Source organism: Lysobacter sp. TAF61 (genome assembly GCF_052113485.1).
Classification (GTDB): Bacteria; Pseudomonadota; Gammaproteobacteria; order Xanthomonadales; family Xanthomonadaceae; genus Lysobacter_J.
The window spans coordinates 347,122-366,138 of the sequence record NZ_JBFRDH010000004.1; the positions used below are offsets into that span (position 1 = coordinate 347,122).

A 19,017-nucleotide genomic window follows, 5' to 3' on the forward strand; every position below is an offset into this window, starting at 1 on the left:
ACAGGGGGCTGTTCCATTTTGCGTCATCACCTACTTTGAAGAAGGGGATTCGCAGTGAAGAAGCCAACCGTACTTGTAGTTACGGCGATTGCCAGCGCCTGCATGGCCGCCCTCGCCGCGCCGGTGTCGACGGCGCTGAAACAGGTATTTCCCGACGATCCCCCCGCTCAGCCCGAGGCCGGACCGCCCAAGGATGAAAGCCCGCAACGCTGGTTCGTGGAACTCAGCGCTTCACCCAAGGCAGACGGCGGCTCGGCGGCATCGCTGGATGCCGAGAAGAAAGCCTTCCGCGACGGCGCGCGCGCCGCGGGCGTGAGGTACCGCGAGAACTTCGCCTACAACGATCTGTTCAACGGTCTGTCGCTGACGGTCACGCGCAGCCAGCTGAGCACGGTCGCGCGCCTGCCCGGCGTCAAGGCAATCTATCCGGTCGAGGTCATGCAGATGCCCGATCCGGAAACCAACCCGCATCCGGACCTGATCACCGCGCTGACGATGACCGGCGCCGACATCGCCCAGAACGAACTCGGCCTCGACGGCCGCGGCATCCGCGTGGCGGTGATGGATACCGGCATCGACATCGACCATCCCGACCTGGGTGGCAATGGCACCAATCACAGCACGCCGTTTCCGACCTCGCGCGTGATCAAGGGTTGGGACTTTGTCGGCGACGCGTTCAACGCCGATCCGGATTCGCCGACCTACAACCCGGTCGCAACGCCGGACAGCAACCCCGACGACTGCAACGGCCATGGCACGCACGTGTCGGGCATCATCGGCGCCAACGGCGCGGTGAAGGGCGTTGCGCCGAAGGTGAAGTTCGGCGCCTATCGCGTCTTCGGCTGCGAAGGCTCGACCACTGCCGACATCATGATCGCGGCCATGGAACGCGCGGACCACGATGGCATGGACGTGCTCAACATGAGCATCGGCTCGACCTACCAGTGGCCAGACTACCCGACCGCGAAGGCGGCATCGCGACTGGTCAACAAGGGCATCGTGGTCGTTGCCTCCGCTGGCAACAGCGGCGCCACCGGCATGTATTCCACGGGTGCCCCGAGCACCGGCGACAAGGTCATCAGTGTGGCCTCGTTCGACAACATCTCGGCCCGCCAGCGTTACTTCACCGCATCGCCTGACAACCTGAAGGTCGGTTTCAACCCGGCCACCGGTTCGCCGAATGCACCGGTGTCCGGCAGTCTGCCGCTGGGTCGCGTCGGCACCGCGGCCAGCGTCGATGCGGCTTGCCTCGCGCTTCCCGCCGGCAGCCTCACCGGCCAGGCAGTGCTGATCCGTCGCGGTGGCTGCACGTTCTACATCAAGGCCATCAATGCGCAGAACGCAGGCGCCGCTGCAGTGGTGATCTACGACAACGTCTCCGCCGCACCGTTGAACCCGACCGTGGCCGGCGTCCCGTCGGTGAACATCCCGACCGTGGGCACGACCAAGGCCTTCGGCGACCTGCTCGATGGTCGCGTCGCCGGTGGACCGGTGCAGCTGACCTGGAGCGGCGATACCGACTCGTTCCCGAACGTGGCCGGTGGCCTGATTTCCAGCTTCAGCGCCTATGGCCTGTCGCCGGACCTGCAGCTCAAGCCGGACATCGGTGCGCCGGGCGGTTCGATCTGGTCGACCTATCCGCTGGAAAGTGGCGGTTACGCATCGATCAGCGGCACGTCGATGGCATCGCCGCACGTGGCCGGTGCTGCCGCGTTGTTGCTGCAGTCGGCGCCGGACACCAACCCGCAGGCAGTCGCCAGGATCCTGCAGAACTCCGCCGTGCCCAAGCCCTGGTCGCTCGCTCCGACCGCCGGCTACCTCGACAACGTGCACCGTCAGGGTGCGGGCATGCTGCGCATCGACGATGCGGTGACGGCAGCAGTGCGCATCAACCCCGGCAAGCTGTCGCTGGGTGAAGGTGCCAGCGGTGCGACCACGCAGGCGATCACGCTGAAGAACACCGGCAAGACGACGGTGACCTACACGCTGTCGTATGAGAACGCACTGACCACAGGGCCCAACACGTTCACGCCGAGCTTCTTCGAAGGCGATGCCGGAGTGACCTTCTACGCGTCGACGGTGACGCTGACGAAGAAGCAGAGCGTGACCATCCCGGTGACGATCGCACCGCCGGCCGAGCCGGTGGGTGGCCAGTACGGTGGCTACCTGGTGTTCACGCCGAACGATGGCAGCCCGACGCTGCGTGTGCCGTTTGCCGGCTACATCGGCGATTACCAGCTGCGTCAGGTGCTGGTGCCGACCGTCAATGGCTTCCCGTGGCTGGCCAAGCTGTCGGGTGGGTTCTTCAACAACCAGCCGGCCGGTGCGACCTACTCGATGGTTGGCGACGACATCCCGTTCTTCCTCGTCCACCACGATCACCAGGCGCGCGAGATGCGGCTTGATGTCTACGAGGCCGGTTCGGGCAAGCTCTGGTACACCGCGTACAAGGAAGAGTTCCTGGGCCGCAATTCGACTTCGACCGGCTTCTTCGCCTATTCGTGGGATGGCGTGACCACGAAGAACAAGAACAAGCAGATCGTCGTGCCCAACGGCAGCTACATCCTGCGGCTGTATGTCCTCAAGGCCCTGGGTGATGAAAACAACCCGGCGCACTGGGAGCAGTGGCAGTCGCCGGTGGTGACCATCGCCCGTCCCTGATCCCCTGTTCAGGTACTGATGGCCAGCAGGCCCCGCCGCAAGGCGGGGCCTGTGTTTTTTGCACCTTCGTATGCAATTGCGCTGACAAATCCCTATTCATGAAAAGGTGGGGTGGCTGGCTCAAAGCGGCTGTTTTCAGGGCTTTCTATACCCGTGAGTTCTTTTTTGCAGTGCAGCGTGCAAGGCCCTAACGGTTCCTTCACGATCGGCCCCGCATCCCGACGTGGGGGAGGGAGCAGGCCCGCAACCGGTTCGACCGGGGCGGGCTTTTTTATTGCCCGCTGTTTGGTGAGGCGTCTTTTTGCGGCCATGTGGTCGCGTGATCGCGTGGTCGGTGGGGGAGGGGGTGGGGTGCATTTCGCGAACCTCCGCTTCGCTCCGTTAATCGTTCACGAAATACACCCCACCCCCTCCTTCACAACGTTTTCGCCAATTTATTGACTTCGCGTGTTGGTGCTCTTGCGCTGCCCGCGTGAGGTCGCTGCAAGGATGGGACTCGGGCTGGTTGGATACAGGGCGGTGTCCGTGCCCTCGACTCATTCGCGCGTCCGCTCGGTGAGCTCGGTCCCGAACGCCCGCGAAAGGCTCCAGTGGTTCAAAAAACGCGCGCCCGTCATTCCCGCGAAGGCGGGAACCCAGCGACGTTGCCCCTGACCGTCATCCCGGCGAACGCCGGGATCCGCGTTGATCTTCGCTGTCGCCGATGAGGTCTACGTCCCTGGGTTCCCGCCTTCGCGGGAATGACGGTTTTCGGACGAAGACCGGGCAATGAATTGGCAGAGCGTTGTCCGTCGGGTCGGGGATTGCGTAGCAGCGGGACATGGATGTCCCGCGCCCCGCATCGGACAAGGATGTCCGATTAAGGGGCGGAGCAATCCCCGGCCCGGCGGACAGCGCCCCACCGCAGCCAGCAGCCCCGCACCGCACCGCACCGCAGCAGCAAGGCGTCCGCCAACGCCAATGCCAACGCCAACTCCGACCCGCACACGTGCGTGCCATCATTTGGCGATGACCGATGTCGAACCCTTCGTCGCGCGCGCACTCGCCCGCCTTCGCGCTGCCGCCCCCGAGGCATGGCACAACGATCCCGAGCTTGATGCACGCCTGACCGCGCTGGCGCGCGCCAGCGACTTCGCCGTGGAGACCCTGCTGCGGCAGCCAGACCTGCTACTGCGACTGTCCGTCGATGCCGATGCACCGCCGGCACCGCCGCCGGAACTGCTGGCTGGCCAGCGCGAACAGTGGCCGGCACTGCTGCGCCGCTACCGCACGGCCGAATCGACGCGAATGATCTGGCGCGACGTCCTCGGCCTCGACGACGTCGATGCCACGCTCGCGGCAAGCACGCGCCTGGCCGAACAATGCCTGCAACTGGGCCTGGCCGCGATCGAAGAGGAATTCGCGCAGCGCCACGGCGTGATCCGCGACAGCGAGGGTCGCCCGCAGCGACTCGTGGTGTTCGGGCTGGGCAAGCTCGGCGGCGAAGAACTGAATTTCAGTTCCGACGTCGACCTGGTCTATGCCTACGAACACGACGGCGGCGCATCGTCTCCAGGCAGCGACGGCCCGCGCCCGCTCGACGCCGAGCACTACTTCGCCCGCCTTGGCCAGCAACTGGCCAAGTTGCTCGACGAACCCACCGTCGACGGCTTCTGCCATCGCGTCGACCTGCGCCTGCGGCCGTACGGCAATGCCGGCCGCGTGGCGTGGTCATTCAACGCCATGGAACAGTACTTCCAGCGCGAAGGCCGCGACTGGGAACGCTACGCCTGGCAGAAGGCGCGCCCGGTGGCCGGCGACATCGAAGCCGGCGAACGCTTCCTCGAGAGCCTGCGGCCGTTCGTCTACCGCCGCTACCTCGACTTCGGCGCACTCGATGGACTGCGTGCGATGAAAGCGGCGATCAGTGCCGAAGTCGCGCGCAAGGAACTGGCCGACGACATCAAGCGCGGCCCGGGCGGCATCCGCGAGATCGAATTCCTCGTACAGGCGCTGCAACTGATCTACGGCGGTCGCGAACCGGCACTGCGCGGCCGGCGCCTGTTGCCGGCGCTGCAGGCGCTGGTCGAGGCGCGACAGGTCAGCGAAGAGGCCGCCGCCCTGTTGGCGCAGGCCTATCGCTACCTGCGCCAGCTGGAAAACCGGTTGCAGATGTTGCGCGATGCGCAGACGCACGCCTTGCCGGAGGCAATCGAGGACCGCGCACGCATCGCCACCGCGCTGGCCTACGCCGACTGGGACACCCTGCGCGACTCGCTGGACGTCCAGCGCGGCCGCGTCACGGCCGAGTTCGAAGCCCTGCTGGCGCCGCGCCGTCGCCGCAGCGCGCCCGATGCGCTGACCGCCTACTGGCGCGCGCTGCCCGACGGCGGCGATAGCGCGGTGCTTGGCGATGCAGGGTTCATCGAGGCCGGCAACGCCGACGGCGTCCTGCGCGATTTCGCCCGCAGCCCCGGCGTGCGGGGCCTGTCCGACAGTGCGCGATCGCGCCTGGACCGGGTATTGCCGGCGCTGTTGCAGGCCGCTGCCGCCTCCAGCGAACCGATGCTCGCGCTGCGCCGCCTGCTGGCGCTGCTGCACAACGTACTGCGTCGCAGCGCTTACCTGGCGCTGCTCGACGAACAACCGGCGGCGCTGGCGCGGCTGGTCGAAGTGGTCGGCCGCAGTGCGCTGCTGGCCGAACGCCTGGCGGCGCATCCGCTGCTGCTGGATGAACTGCTCGATGCGCGCGTGGCCGGTCCGCTGCCCGGGCGCGACGCATTGCATGCGGCGTGCTTCGCCGTGGCGCAAGGCGCGGACGACGACGCCGAAGCCGTGCTGCAGGCCCTCAACGAAGTGCGCCAGGCGCTGAGCTTTCGCATTGCGATGGCATTGCGCGATGGCCGCCAGCCGGCGGCGGAATGCGCACGCCAGCTCGCCTGGCTGGCCGACGGCGTGGTGATGCGGGTGTTGCACCTGGCCGACCACGAGGTCGCCAGCGCGCACGGTCGCGTCGCCGGCGCGCGATTTGCGGTGATCGGCTACGGCAGCCTGGGCGGCGAAGAGCTCGGCTTCGGCTCCGATCTCGACCTGGTATTCCTCTACGAAGCGCCCGGTGGCGAGAGCGCGGCCTCCGACGGCGCGCACTCCGACGGCGCGCGCCCGCTGGAAGCGTCGCGCTGGTTTGCCCGGCTGGCGCAGAAGGTGGTCGCGCTGCTGGGTGCGGTCACCGGCGCCGGACGCCTGTTCGATGTCGACGTGCGCCTGCGGCCCGACGGCGCCAAGGGCCTGCTCGTGTCGAGCCTGGCCAGTTATCGCGACTACCAGCGCGAGCGTGCGTGGACGTGGGAGCACCAGGCGCTGGTGCGCGCGCGATTCGTTGCCGGCGACGCCACGCTGGCTGCCGATTTCGAGGACGTGCGCGCGCAGACGCTGGCACGCACGCGCGACGCGGCGGCCCTGCGCGGCGATGTGGTGGCGATGCGGCGGCGCATGCGTGCCGAGCTCGACCGCAGCGACGCGGCCGCGTTCGACCTCAAGCAGGGCGAGGGCGGGCTGGTCGACCTGGAGTTCCTGCTGCAGTACGCGGTACTGGCCGAGTCGGAAGCGCATCGTGACTGGCTGCAGCCGCGCAGCACGCCGGAGCTGATCCGAGTCATGGGCAGCAGCGGCTGGTTCGGCGAAGCGGAAACCGATGCGCTGCTGCAGGCGCATGCGGTGCTGCTCGAAGCCGGCCTGGCCTGCACGCTCGATCGCCGCCCGCGGCGGTTGCCGGTGACCGACGCCATTGCCGATGCGCGCCGGGTCATCACCGAAGCGGCGGCGCAGCGCGGACTTACATTCGACGCCGGGCCGGCCGCGTTGTCGTAGATGCGGTCCGTCAGGCAGCTGCGCTACACGCGCAGCCGCGCCTGCACCTGCGCAGCCACGCGCGCGGTTTCGCGCAACGGATTCACCGGGAAAGCATCTGGCGCGGCGTCGAGCGTGCGGATGCGTCCACGTTCCAGCAGGCTGTCGAGGAAGCGTCGCGGCCGACCGTCGATACGCTCCAGCCCGGCGACGAACACCGGCGCCCACGTCGCCGCGGCCTCCGACAGCATGTTGACCGAGTCGGCCGTGCAGACGATCCGGTCGGCCCAGCCGAGCAGGCCGTGGTACGGGTTGGCGCCGTCTTCCTCGCCGCGCCATACCACCCCCGGCAGTGCCGACAGCCGCTCGCGCAGACCCTGGCGAACCCTCGCCGGCGTGCGTCGCGACGCCGTCGCCAGCAGGCTTCCGCCTTCGTCGCGCACGATCGCCTCGACGCGGGCGAGAACCTGTTCGTAGAGGGCGTCGTCGAACCGCGCATGCGCGCTCGCGCCGCCGAGCAGCAACGCGGTGCGCGGGCCGGGCAGGGCGGCGTAGCCTGCGAACTCCTGCCGCGCCGCCGCCAGCCAGAGGTCGTCGACCGGATGCAGGCTGCCCACCATCGCAATGACATTCTCGCCATACAGGCGGTCGTGTTCCGGCGCGACCACCAGGTCCCAATGCGTGGTGGCCATGCGTGGATCCAGGATCTGCACCGTGCGTGCGCCGCGCTCGCGCAGCAGGCGCGTGGCCAGCCCGGCCTGGCGCCCGCAGCCGATGGCCAACCGCGGCGGCGCAGCCAGCGCCTGGGCGAAGCCGGCGCCGAAGGCGCGCCCGGATCCCGGCCAGCGGCGCGGCGCCAGCCATTGCCAGGGTGCCTGTGGCGACAGCGACCACTCGCGGAACGGCTGCCCCAGCGCGCCCGCCAGCGCATTGGACTGGCGGCGATTGCCGGCCTTGCCGTCGCTGATCGACCAGACCGTGGTGCTGTCGGTGGAAGTCGCAACATTCATGGTGCTGGAACCTGGTTGTTGCACGATTGTGCTCAATCCGTTCTGGAAGCGTCGAGTGTTGCGATCGCGCCAGACTCTACACTTTCATTCCTCGGCCGCGGGGCACTCCCGGCGGCTTCACATGGAGTATTTGATGTCGCACCCCTCCCACGCCGCGCTCGACGAGGCCACCCTCGACCGCCTGTTCCGCACCGCCCGCACGCACAACGAGCTTGCCGGCGAGGTCAGCGACGAAACCCTGCACCAGCTGTACGAGCTGGCCAAGTGGGGTCCGACCAGCGCCAACATGTCGCCGCTGCGGCTGGTGTTCGTGAAGTCGGCCGAAGCCAAGGCGCGGCTGGCGCCGGCCCTGGACGAGGGCAACCTGGCCAAGTCGATCGCCGCGCCGGTGACGGTGATCGTCGGCTTCGACATGGCCTTCTACGAAAAACTCCCCTATCTGTTCCCGCATGCCGACGCGCGCTCCTGGTTCGAAGGCCGGCCGGCGCATGACCTGGAGGTCATCGCCCTGCGCAACGGCAGCCTGCAGGGCGCCTACGTGCTGATGGCGGCGCGGGCGCTGGGCCTGGATACCGGCCCGATGTCGGGCTTCAAGAACCATGTGGTCGACGAGACGTTCTTCGCCGGCACCCAGGTCAAGTCCAATTTCCTGATCAACCTCGGCCACGGCGACCCCGCCAAGCTGTTCCCGCGCTCGCCACGGCTTTCGTTCGACGAAGCCGCCCAGATTCTCTGAGCCTCGCTCCCATGAACTGCGCCGCACGCCCCATCCACAAGGAGATCCACACCATGTTCAAGCGCATTGCCCTGGTCGTCGCCCTCGCCGCCGCCAGCACCGTCGCCTTTGCCGCGCCGGTGACCTACAAGATCGACCCCAACCACACCGACGTGATCGCCAGTTGGAGCCACTTCGGTTTCTCCAACCCGATCGCCCATTTCGGCGAAGTCGATGGCTTCGTCACCTACGACCCCGACCACGTCGGCGCGTCGAAGGTCGAGGTGACCATTCCGATGTCGGGTCTGGAAGCGCACGTGTCGGACTTCAACGAGCACCTGCGCAGCGCCGATTTCTTCGACGCCGAGAAGTACCCGACCATCACCTTCAAGAGCACCAAGGTCGAAGCCGCGGGCAGCAACAAGCTGCGCGTGTTCGGTGACCTGACCCTGCACGGCGTGACCAAGCCGGTCGTGCTCGACACGACCATCAACAAGGTCGGCGAGAACCCGATCTCCAAGCGCGCCGCCGCCGGCTTCGATGCCACCACCACCATCAACCGCAGCGATTTCGGCATCGCCAAGTACGTGCCCAACGTCAGCGACGCAGTCACCATCCGCATCACCACCGAAGCCAACGTGCCCAAGCCCGACGCCAAGAAGTAAGCTTGGGCAATGATCATCGAACGCCCATCCAGTGCCCGGGGCCATGTCCGCACGGACTGGCTCGACAGCCGCCACACGTTTTCGTTCGGCGGCTATTACGACCCGGCCTGGATGGGCTTCGGACCGTTGCGGGTGATCAACGAAGACCGCGTCGATGCCGGCGCGGGTTTCCCGCCGCACCGCCACGCCAACATGGAAATCCTCAGCTACGTCATCTCCGGTGGCCTGGCGCACAAGGACAGTTCCGGTGGCGGTGGCCTCATCGGTCCGGGTGAGTTGCAGTGGATGAGCGCCGGCCACGGCGTGGAGCACAGCGAGTACAACGGCTCGCCGACGCAGCCGGTGCACTTCCTGCAGATCTGGATCCAGCCCTCGCGGCTCAACCACGAGCCGGCCTACGCGCAGCGCGCGGCGGTAGCCGCCGATGCCCGCGGCTGGACCCTTCTGGCCGCGCCGGATGGCCGCAACGGAAGCGTGCCGCTGCGCCAGGATGCGATCGTGCGCGACGTGCGCCTGGACCAGGGCGAGTCCGCCGAGCACGTGCTCGACCCGGCCCGCCTGTACTGGCTGCAGGTGGTGCAGGGCACGGTCAGCGCCAACGGCCGCGAGTTGCAGGCCGGTGACGCGCTCGGTTTCCAGGACGAATCGGGCCCGTTGCGACTGCACGGAGGCGGCCAGGGCCGCGCCGACGTGCTGTTGTTCGACCTGGGCCACTGACGCCGTCCGAGGCTACAGTTGGCGATCAGGGTGAGGGTGAGGGTGTCGGCAGGCTGCTAAACTAGCCGTCCCGCGTCGCCACCTGTCCAGTCCCATGACCGCAGCCACCGCCCATCCGACCCAGGCCAATGCCGAGCTGCGCTATGTCGTGCATCGCAGCGACCTGCCGCTGAGCTGCCCGCTGCCGTCGATGGGCCTGTGGAACTCGCACCCGCGCGTCTACCTGCCAGTCGAGGCCGAGGGCGAGGTGCAGTGCCCGTACTGCGGCTCGCATTTCGTCCTGGAAGACTGACGACGCCGGCTCGCCGCCATTCCTCCGGGCATGCGCCGCCTGACCGTCGTCCAGCTGCTGCCCGCGCTTGAATCCGGCGGCGTCGAACGTTCCACCCTCGAAATTGCCCAGGCCCTGGTCGCGGCCGGACATCGCGCGATCGTCGTCTCTGCCGGTGGCCGTCTGGTGCCACGGTTGCAGGCGCTCGGCGCCGAGCACGTCACCCTCGATGTCGGTCGCAAGTCGCTGCTGACGTTGCGCCATGTCCGCACGCTGCGCGCGCTGCTGCTGCGCGAGGGCGCCGACGTGGTGCATGCACGTTCGCGCCTGCCGGCCTGGATCGGCGTGCTGGCGCTGCGTGGCATCGATGCCGCGCGGCGGCCGCACCTGGTGACCACCGTCCACGGCCTCAATTCGCCGTCGCGCTACAGCGCGGTGATGACGCGCGGCGAGCGCGTGATCTGCGTATCGCAGACCGTGCGCGACTACGTGCTCCGGCATTATTCCGACACCGACGCCGCCAAGCTTCGCGTCATCGAACGCGGCATCGACCCGACCCAGTTTCCACGCGCACCGCTGCCCGATGCGGCGGCGCGCGCATGGGCCGCGTCCCTGCATCCGGCGCTGGGCGGCAATGGGCCGCTGCTGCTGCTGCCCGGTCGCGGCACGCGCCTGAAGGGCCACGCCGATGCGCTGGAACTGCTGGCGCGGCTGCGCGGCGATGGCCTGGATGCGCGACTGTGGTTGCCGGGTGCGCGCGAGGCAGGGCGCGAGGCCTACGTCGCCGAGCTCGAGGCCGATGCACGCGCGCGCGGCATCGACGCCGCGGTCGCCTTCACCGCCCCGACCGATGCCATTGCCCGTGCCTACGCCGCCAGCGACCTGGTGCTGCAGCTGTCGCGCAAACCCGAGTCATTCGGACGCACCGTGCTGGAGGCGCTGTCGGTGGGTCGTCCGCTGCTGGGCTGGGGCCATGGCGGCGTCGGCGAACTGCTTGCGCGCTGGCAGCCCGATGGCGCGGTGACACCGTTCGACCAGGGTGCGCTGCATCACAGAGCCCACGAACTTCTTACGCATCCGTCCGCGCCAACGGCTAGGATTCCCGATTCCTTGCGCGCGATGCAGGAGGCCACGCTTGCCGTCTACGCCGAGTTCGCCGATGAACCCAGCCGCCGCTGACCACGCTGTCATGGACACGGGCATGGGTGGCGCGGCGCCGCGCGCGCACGGCTGGCGCTGGGCGCCGGCGTGGATCCTGACCTATGTCGCCCTGTGGCCGGCCCCGGGCTATGCCGAGGGCGTGCTGGTGCTGGGTGCGCTGGCGGCGATCATCCGCCTGGCCCTGTCGCGCTTTCGCGGCGGCACGCAGTTGCTGAGCAACCCGGCGTGGGCGCTGACCAGCGTGCTGTTCTTCGCCTACTGGACGCCGGAACTGGTGTCGGCCATCGACGCCATCGACCCGGCCCGCGCCCTGCGCGAAGCGGCGGTGGACCTGCGTTACCTGCCGTTCCTGTGGCTGGTGGCGTCGGCCGTGGCCGATCCGCGCGGACGCCGCATCACCTTCGGCGGGCTGGCGGTGATCGTCGCGATCTGGACCGTCGACGCGCTGCTGCAGGCGGCCACCGGCAGCAGCCCGTTGTTCTCGGGCATCGATGCCATCAAGCATGCGATCAGCAACCACGGCATGTGCACGCCGCAGGAGATCGCCGGCGTGGATCGCCTGAGCGGCGTGCTCGGGCCGTGCAACCTCAAGCTGGGGCCGGTGCTGGCGAGCCTGTCGCCGTTCGTGCTGTTCGCTGGCGGCCGTCGCCTGGGAACGCTGGGCTGGCTGGTTGCCGCCGCCTCGGTCGGCGTCGTGCTGGTGCTGGCCGGTTCGCGCGCATCGTGGATCACCTTCTCCGTTGCGCTGGCGCTGTCGGGCTGGCGCCTGCTGGGCTGGAAGAAGCTGGCCGCCGTGTTCGTGTTCGGCGCGATCGCGGTGGTGGCGCTGGGCACCTCGGTGCCGCAGGTGCGCGAGCGCATCGCCCGCACCACGCACGTGCTGGCTGCCGATGTCGAAGGCGTCGACAGCGCGCTGTCGGGGCGGGCACGGATCTGGACGGCGGCCGGGTGCATGGTGCGCGAGCATCCGTTCAACGGCGTCGGTGCGCGCGGCTTCCGCGAGGCGTTCCCGCATTGCGATCCGGCACCGGGGCAGGTCGCTGCCTGGGGTACTGGACCTGCGCTGCATGCGCACCAGATCGTGCTCGAGGTGATGAGCGAGACCGGTGTTTTCGGCCTGCTGATGTGGCTGGCCGGTGTCGCCCTGGCGTGGCGCGCGTGGAGCTTCGCCGACGAGCAGGCGCGCGAGCGCGCGCGTCCGGCGCTGTGGGCATTGGCGGCAACGGTATTCCCGTTCAACACCCACCTGGCGTTCTATTCGACGTTCTGGGGCGGGCTGACCCTGCTGCTGGCGGCGTTGTATGCGGGCAGCCTGCTGGCGCGGGAGTAGCGACAGCCTGCGGTGCATGTCAGCGGTGGTGACGCCGAGTGGACGGCCGCCAAGCCGCGCCAAGGCACGTGCAGGAAAGCCACGGAGAATCGCATCCGTGATCGTCATGAGCGTTGATAGCCAATGAGCTTCGGCCCAGCTTTGCGTCCTTCCCGGTGGTTGCATACGGTGGCGGCGGCGCTGCTCTTCTGCACGCTTGCGCAACCCGCGCGGGCGAATTCACCGGCCGTTGCGGCGCCGCTGGAGATGGTCGTACTCGGCTCCGGCGGGCCCGGCGCCAGTGGCCGCGCCGGCGCAGGCTACGTCCTGCTGGTCGATGGCGAGCCGCGCATTGTGGTGGATGCGGGGCCGGGAACGCTGGTGCGCCTGGGTGAGGCAAAACTCGACATCCGCCATCTGGACACCGTGCTGTTGACCCACCTTCATGCCGATCACGCGGCCGAACTGCCCGGGATCGTCAAGGCGCGCGCCGTCAGCGCCCGCACCGACATCGACTTCCGGGTATTCGGCCCCGATGGCGCGCAAGGCGATGGCGACGCCGCCCGGTTTCCATCCACCCGTGACTACATCGGATTGCTGTTCGGCAAGGCTGGCGCCTACAGCTACCTGGCCGACTTCGCCGGGACCGTAAACTTCAATGCCGAAGACCTCTTCCCCGCGGGAAGCGCATCCTCAGCACCCCAGGTCATCCATCGCATCGACGGCCTGGTCATCAGCGCCATCGCAGGCCATCACCGCGATGCGCCTGCGGTGATCTACCGCGTCGACTACAAGGGAAAGAGCATCACGTTCAGTGGCGACATCGACGCCCAGGGACATGCCGCCCTGACGCGGATCGCCAAAGGCTCCGGCCTGCTCGTGTTCAACGCCGTCGTCCTCGACCCGCCCGACGCTCCGCCGGCGCTCTATACCCTGCACACCTCGCCTGGCGATATCGGCCGGATCGCGGCCTCGGCCGGGGTCGGCGCGGTGCTGCTCAGCCACCTTTCGGCGAGTGTCGATACGTCGCGCGGGCGCGTCACCCGATCCATTCGCAGGCACTACCAGGGAAGGTTGCAGTTTGCCGAAGACGGGATGCGAATCGAACCCTGACCGGGGCTTCGTTCCGCGTTCAACTCAATCGCGGCGCGCGTACGGCGACGTCATCCCTGGCGGTCGCCGCTTGAAGCGGCGATGGATCCACAGGTACTGGCTCGGCGCTTCGCGCACCATCGCCTCGATCGCGGCGTTGACGCGGGTGCTGTCGACGGTGGCGTCGGCGGACGGGAAGTCGGCCAGCGGCGCGCCAATGCGCAGCACGTAGTCGCCGCCCTCGCGACGGTGGAAGAACGGCACGACCGCGCTGCCGCTCAGGCGCGCGAACTGGTGGGTGGCGGTGATGGTGGCGGCGGCGACGCCGAAGAACGGCGCGAACACGGTGTCCTTGCCGCGCATGTCCTGGTCCGGCGCGTACCACAGGAAGCCGCCCTGCTTGAGGTGGCGTATCGCCGGACGCACTTCCTCGTTGGTGAACATCGCCTTGGCGTAGCGCAGGCGACCGCGCTTGACCGCCCACTCCATCACCGGGCTGCGGTGGCGGCGGTACATGCCGGTCAGCGGCAGGTGGTCGCACATCAGCCGGCCGCACATTTCCAGGGTCATGAAATGGCCCGACACCATCAGCACGCCACGGCCCTGGGCGCGGATGTCGTCGAGCAGTTCCAGGCCCTCGATCCGCACCGTGCGCCGCATCGCCGCAGCCGAGCCCCACCATGCGCGCGAGAACTCGAACAGGCCGATGCCCAGGTCGCGGAAGCTGTCGCGGAGCAGGGTCTCGCGTTCGTCCGGCGTCTTCTCCGGGAAGCACAGCGCGAGGTTGATCCGCGCGGCGCGGCGGCGATCGGCGGCGACCAGGAACGCCACTGCGCCGATGCCGCGGCCGAGCCAGCGCTGCAGCGCCCACGGCAGGCGGGCGCCCAGGCACATCACGGCCAGCGCCAGCCACATCGGCCAGTGTCGCGGGCCGAGCGGCGGGGAGGGCGGCGAGGTGGGGGATTCGATGGCCTTGGGCATGGGTGGATTCTAGGCATCCGGGCGCGATTGGTCTGCCCCGCTCTCCTTTCCCTCATGCGCCTTGGTTATCCTAGTGTCGATGTCGACAGACCCTATCGAGCGCGTAATGCGTGGCCTGTACTCGGTCGCGCTCTATCTTTTGGCGCCCATTACGGTCTACCACCTGATCTGGCGTGGCCTGCGCCAGCCGTCGTATTTCCTGCGCTGGCAGGAGCGCTATGCGTTCTATGCCCAGCGACCGGACCTGCGGACGCTGTGGGTGCATGCGGTGTCGGTGGGCGAGGTCAACGCGGCGGTGCCGCTGATCAATGCGCTGCGCCGCACCCGGCCGGACCTGCGCCTGCTGGTCACCACCATCACGCCGACCGGGTCTGAGCGTGTGCAGGCGCTGTGGGGCAACACGGTCGAGCATGTCTACCTGCCCTACGATCTGCCCGGCGCGGTCGGGCGCTTCCTCGCGCACTATCGGCCGCACGCGGCGCTGATCATGGAAACCGAGCTGTGGCCGAACCTGTTGTTCGGCTGCCGCGACCACGGCATCCCGGTGCTGATCCTCAATGCGCGGTTGTCGGAGCGTTCGCTGCGCGGTTACCGGGTGCTGGCGCCGCTGGTGGCGCGCGCGCTGCGGACGGTGCGTACGGTGGCGGCGCAGTCGCGTGCCGACGGTGAGCGTTTCCAGCGCCTGGGGGCGCGTGCCGATCAGGTTGTCGAGGTCGGCAACCTGAAGTTCGACGTGGCGGTGCCGGAAAATATCGCGGTGTTCGCGGCGCAGTGCCGCAGTGAGGCCGGCGCGCGTCCGGTGTGGATTGCCGCGAGCACGCACGAGGACGAGGAGATGGCGGTCATCACCATCCATCGTCGGCTGCGCGCGCTGTTTCCCGATCTGCTGTTGCTGTGGGCGCCGCGCCATCCGGAGCGGTTCCGCATGGTCGCCGACACGGCGCGTGCGGCAGGCTGGCAGGTGTCGACGCGTTCGCGGGCGCAATGGCCGAAGGCGGACGATGCGGTGTTCGTGATCGATACGCTGGGTGAGTTGATGAGTTTCTACGCCTGTGCCGACGTGGCATTCGTCGGCGGCAGTCTGCAGGCGATCGGTGGCCACAATCTGCTCGAGCCGGCCGCAACCGGGACGGCCATCGTCACGGGTCCGCATCTGCACAATTTCGTCGAGATCGCGCAACGTCTGCAGGATGCCGGGGCGGTGCGGGTGGTGAAGGATGCCGACGCGGTGCGCGAGGCGCTGGAGGAACTGCTCGGCGATCGCCAGGCGCGTGAGCGCATGGCGGCGGCAGGACGGGCGCTGGTGGAGACGGGTCGGGGTGCGCTGGCGCGGACGTTGGCGCTGTTGCAGCCGCTGTTGCCGCCTGCTCCGTAGTACCGCGGGCGCGTCGGTCTTCGTGGGGGCAATCCCCGGCCCGGCGGACGACGCTCCAGCGTTTTGTTGCCCGGTCTTCGTCCTCAAGCCGTCATTCCCGCGAAGGCGGGAACCCGGCGACGTTGCCTTTGATCCGCCCAACAAAAAACCGCCGGAGGTCCGGCGGTTTTTCTTTCGCTGCCGATGTCGCTGCGACTCAGCCCTTCACGTCGCCCGGTGCCACGTACGACTCGGTGTCGAGCGTGAGCAGGCGGTTGATGTCCTGCACGTCGGCGATGTCGAGCGTGCCGGCGGCCTGTTCCAGGAGCAGGCGGTTCTGCAGGTGGTTGTAGCGGGCGCGGGCGTACTCGAGCTGGGCGCGGAAGAGGTTGTTCTGGTTCTGCAGGACGTCCAGCACGGTGCGGGTACCGACTTCCAGGCCGACCTGCGAGGCGTCGTACGCGCTCTTGGCCGAGACCAGCGCCAGGCGGCGGGCTTCGACTTCGCTGACGCTGGCGACCAGGGTCTGGTAGGCGTTGCGGGTGTTGCGGATCAGTGCGCGCTTCTGCGACTCAAGCTCGTCGTTGGCGACGTCGTGGCGGGCCAGGGCCTGGCGCACGCCGGACTGGGTGGCGCCACCGGCGAAGATCGGCACCGACAGGGTCACGCCGACGGCCGGGCCGTACTGGCGGCTGTCGTTGTCGCGGGTGATGCCCAGGTCGCGCAGGGTGCTGTCGCCCCAGGCGGTGGAGTCGCCGTAGCTGCCGTTGAGGTACAGGCGCGGCCAGTGGCCGGCGCGTGCGGTCTCGATGTCGGCCTCGGTCGACTGCACCTGCAGGTCCTTGGCACGCAGCGCCGGGTTGTTCTCGATGGCGGTCTGCACCCAGCCTTCGGCGTCGCGCGATTCCGGCAGCACCGGCTGGAAGTCCTTGGGCAGGCCCTTCACTCCGCGCACGTCCTTGCCGGTCAGCTCGGTCAGGCCCTGGTAGGCGTCTTCGAGGATGTTGCGGGCGAGGATCGTGTTGGCGCGGGCGCTGTCGTACTGGGCGCGCGCTTCGTGCACGTCGGTGATCGGCGCCAGGCCGACTTCCAGGCGCTTGGAGGCGTAGTCGAACTGCTTCTTCAGCGCGGTCTCGGCGGCTTCGGCCGCGACCAGCGATTCCAGGGCGATGAGGACGTTGAAGTACGCCGCCGAGGTGCGCGTGATCAGGTCGTTGCCGGCTGCCGCAAGCTGGAAGTCGCTGGCTTCGCTCAGCGCCTTCTGGCTCTTGTGGCGGGTGAAGTTGGCGCGGTCGTAGATCATCTGGCTCAGACGGACCTCGCTGCTGCGCGTGGTCGTGTCGGTCTGGCTGTTGCCGCCGCTGACGGTGCCGTCGGGGTTGAGGGCCAGGTCGCCGCGGTTGTGGTTCTCCGAGCGGCCCAGCGATGCGGTGCCGTCGATCTGCGGCAGCATCGCGGCGCGGGTCTGCACCGCGCCTTCCTTGACGGCCAGGCGGCTGGCTTCGGAGGCGGACAGTTGCGGGTCGCTATCGCGCGCCAGCTCGTAGGTCTGCAAGAGGTCTTCGGCGGCAGCCGTGGCCGGCATCAGGGCCGACAGGCCCATTGCAGTGGCGAGGGCGATTACGAGCGGGCGGCGGATCATGCGATGTCCTTGTCCGTGTCTATGAACCGTCGGCATGCGTCATGCAGACGTGTGAAGGGGCTTCAGAACGTGAAAGTCGGGGCGGGGGCCGCACCGGCGAGGTAAGGCAGATCGGTTTCGAACAACGATTGGATGCGCGAAGCGTTGACATCGTTGCGCAGCAGCACCGCTTCCATGACCGGCGAGCGGCCGCGCACGACGAACAGTCGGCCGTCCGGCTGCAGCCAGTCGATGAAGCGCTGCGGGATGGCATCGACCGCACCGGTGACGCAGATCGCGCTGAAGCGGCGATCGGGCGTCCACGAAAAGGCATCGGCGCTGATGACCTGGGTGTTGTCGACGCCCTGCTGCGCCAGAACTGCGCGCGCGCTGTCGGCCAGGTCGGCGTGGCGTTCGATGCTGACCACTTCGCGCGCCAGGCGGCCCAGGCAGGCGGTCAGGAAGCCGCTGCCGGTGCCGATCTCGAGTACGTCGTCGCCCGGGTCGATCGCCAGCGCCTGCAGGGTGCGGCCTTCGACCACCGGCTTCATCATCGCTTCGCCATGGGCCAGCGGCAGGGCCAGGTCGGCGTAGGCCAGGCGGCGGTGTTCAGCGCCAACGAAGGCCTCGCGCGGCAGCGCCGCCAGCACCTCGAGCACGCGCGGATCGAGCACGTCCCAGGGACGTACCTGCTGCTCGACCATCAGTTCGCGTGCCTTGATGTAATCCATGGGGGTCATTGGGGGAAATCTCGCGCGGAAGACCGCGAATTGTACCGGTAATGCCTCATCGGGCCGGTGTCGGCGCGGCGCACAGGATGGCCGAGCGCAGGCACGGGGACTGAGTGCCGGAAGTAATCAACACCAGTCACCCTCCCGCGACAAACCGCCAGATCTGGCCATATCGAGCCTGCAAGTTGCCTCGGCAAGTTGTCACTTTCCGTCATCAACGCGCTGGCCGCGCGGACCGGGCCGGCGCCTCTGCCCGCACCGCGTAGGCGCGCAGGAACAGGTCGACCGACGCGGCCAGGTGCGCTTGGATTTCCTCCGCTTCCGGCCCCGGGCCGCCGAACACCAGGCAGGCATGCGGCTCGCCCTTGAGCAGGGCGAAGAACTGCCCGGCCGCGCGCGGCACGTCGCCGATGTCGAGCTCGCCGGCGCCGATCCGGCGCTCCAGCAGCGTGGCGAAATCGCCCTGCACGCGCATCGGGCCGGCTTCCCAGAACAGCTTGGGCAGCGCCGAGTTGGCGACCTGCGGGGTGCACAGCATGCGGTGCCCGGCAACGGCTTCGGGGGCGCTGATCATGGCGTAGAAGGCGTGGGCGATGGTCATCAGGCGCTCGCGCAGCGGCGTCGCCGGCGAGGGCTCGAACAGCGACGACGGCAGCGACTGCTCGCAATGCGCCTCGATGGCGGCCGCGAACAGCGCGTCCTTGTCGCCGAAGTGGCTGTAGACGGTGAGTTTGGAGACTCCGGCCTCGGCGGCGATCTGGTCCATGCTCGAACCGTCGTAGCCGTGCTGAGTAAACATTCTTTTGGCCGCCTCCAGGATGGCGGCGCGCTTTCCCAGATCCTTGGGACGACCCGGTCCGGTGGACTTCGGGGGGCTGGGCTGGCGTGAAGCGATCATGCA

At 68.5% G+C, this 19,017-nt stretch carries 15 protein-coding genes; 10 read left to right on the forward strand and 5 right to left on the reverse strand.

The window, feature by feature from the left end:
- Positions 1-54 precede the first annotated feature (54 nt).
- Together AB4Y64_RS11715 and glnE are read left to right on the forward strand one after the other, a co-directional pair.
- Positions 55-2,661, forward strand: coding sequence for a S8 family serine peptidase (locus AB4Y64_RS11715; protein WP_441816622.1), 2,607 nt, complete (start codon positions 55-57; stop codon positions 2,659-2,661).
- 960 nt (positions 2,662-3,621) lie between these two features.
- Positions 3,622-6,510 (forward strand): bifunctional [glutamate--ammonia ligase]-adenylyl-L-tyrosine phosphorylase/[glutamate--ammonia-ligase] adenylyltransferase, encoded by a 2,889-nt coding sequence (glnE, locus tag AB4Y64_RS11720; protein ID WP_441816623.1) that lies wholly within the window; start codon positions 3,622-3,624, stop codon positions 6,508-6,510.
- A gap of 23 nt (positions 6,511-6,533) precedes the next feature.
- Here glnE and AB4Y64_RS11725 read toward each other — a convergent pair whose 3' ends face one another.
- Positions 6,534-7,499 carry a mitochondrial fission ELM1 family protein gene (locus AB4Y64_RS11725; protein ID WP_441816624.1) on the reverse strand — a complete coding sequence of 322 codons (966 nt, stop codon included), beginning with the start codon at positions 7,497-7,499 and terminating at the stop codon, positions 6,534-6,536.
- Positions 7,500-7,632: 133 nt separating this feature from the next.
- On the opposite strand from AB4Y64_RS11725, the gene AB4Y64_RS11730 reads away from it, so the two are divergent.
- From AB4Y64_RS11730 to AB4Y64_RS11760, 7 genes are all read left to right on the forward strand, one after another.
- Positions 7,633-8,235 carry a malonic semialdehyde reductase gene (locus tag AB4Y64_RS11730; protein ID WP_441816625.1) on the forward strand — a complete coding sequence of 201 codons (603 nt, stop codon included), beginning with the start codon at positions 7,633-7,635 and terminating at the stop codon, positions 8,233-8,235.
- A 53-nt stretch (positions 8,236-8,288) separates the two neighbouring features.
- Complete coding sequence (locus AB4Y64_RS11735) at positions 8,289-8,879, forward strand: YceI family protein (RefSeq protein WP_441816626.1); 591 nt, start codon at positions 8,289-8,291, stop codon at positions 8,877-8,879.
- A gap of 9 nt (positions 8,880-8,888) precedes the next feature.
- The gene (locus tag AB4Y64_RS11740; protein ID WP_441816627.1) at positions 8,889-9,596 is read left to right on the forward strand and encodes a pirin family protein; all 708 of its coding nucleotides are present in this window, start codon (positions 8,889-8,891) and stop codon (positions 9,594-9,596) included.
- 94 nt (positions 9,597-9,690) lie between these two features.
- Positions 9,691-9,888 carry a zinc-finger domain-containing protein gene (locus tag AB4Y64_RS11745; protein WP_441816628.1) on the forward strand — a complete coding sequence of 66 codons (198 nt, stop codon included), beginning with the start codon at positions 9,691-9,693 and terminating at the stop codon, positions 9,886-9,888.
- Between the two features lie 30 nt (positions 9,889-9,918).
- The gene (locus AB4Y64_RS11750; protein ID WP_441816629.1) at positions 9,919-11,046 is read left to right on the forward strand and encodes a glycosyltransferase; all 1,128 of its coding nucleotides are present in this window, start codon (positions 9,919-9,921) and stop codon (positions 11,044-11,046) included.
- A 10-nt stretch (positions 11,047-11,056) separates the two neighbouring features.
- Positions 11,057-12,358 carry an O-antigen ligase family protein gene (locus AB4Y64_RS11755; RefSeq protein ID WP_441816685.1) on the forward strand — a complete coding sequence of 434 codons (1,302 nt, stop codon included), beginning with the start codon at positions 11,057-11,059 and terminating at the stop codon, positions 12,356-12,358.
- Positions 12,359-12,481: 123 nt separating this feature from the next.
- Entirely contained in the window at positions 12,482-13,450 is a 969-nt protein-coding gene (locus tag AB4Y64_RS11760) for an MBL fold metallo-hydrolase (protein ID WP_441816630.1), read from the forward strand.
- Between the two features lie 24 nt (positions 13,451-13,474).
- On the opposite strand, the gene lpxL is transcribed toward AB4Y64_RS11760, so the two are convergent.
- Complete coding sequence (gene lpxL, locus AB4Y64_RS11765; protein ID WP_441816631.1) at positions 13,475-14,410, reverse strand: LpxL/LpxP family Kdo(2)-lipid IV(A) lauroyl/palmitoleoyl acyltransferase; 936 nt, start codon at positions 14,408-14,410, stop codon at positions 13,475-13,477.
- Between the two features lie 79 nt (positions 14,411-14,489).
- Between lpxL and waaA the strand changes: the two genes are divergently transcribed.
- A complete protein-coding gene (gene waaA, locus AB4Y64_RS11770) occupies positions 14,490-15,785 on the forward strand; it encodes a lipid IV(A) 3-deoxy-D-manno-octulosonic acid transferase (protein WP_441816632.1) in 1,296 nt (431 codons plus the stop codon).
- A 196-nt stretch (positions 15,786-15,981) separates the two neighbouring features.
- On the opposite strand, the gene AB4Y64_RS11775 is transcribed toward waaA, so the two are convergent.
- From AB4Y64_RS11775 to AB4Y64_RS11785, 3 genes are all read right to left on the reverse strand, one after another.
- Positions 15,982-17,406, reverse strand: a complete 1,425-nt coding sequence (locus AB4Y64_RS11775) for a TolC family outer membrane protein (protein WP_441816633.1) — start codon at positions 17,404-17,406, stop codon at positions 15,982-15,984.
- Positions 17,407-17,468: 62 nt separating this feature from the next.
- Positions 17,469-18,125, reverse strand: a complete 657-nt coding sequence (locus AB4Y64_RS11780) for a protein-L-isoaspartate O-methyltransferase family protein (RefSeq protein ID WP_441816634.1) — start codon at positions 18,123-18,125, stop codon at positions 17,469-17,471.
- Positions 18,126-18,330: 205 nt separating this feature from the next.
- Positions 18,331-19,011 carry a TetR/AcrR family transcriptional regulator gene (locus tag AB4Y64_RS11785; RefSeq protein ID WP_441816686.1) on the reverse strand — a complete coding sequence of 227 codons (681 nt, stop codon included), beginning with the start codon at positions 19,009-19,011 and terminating at the stop codon, positions 18,331-18,333.
- Between the last annotated feature and the right edge of the window lie 6 nt (positions 19,012-19,017).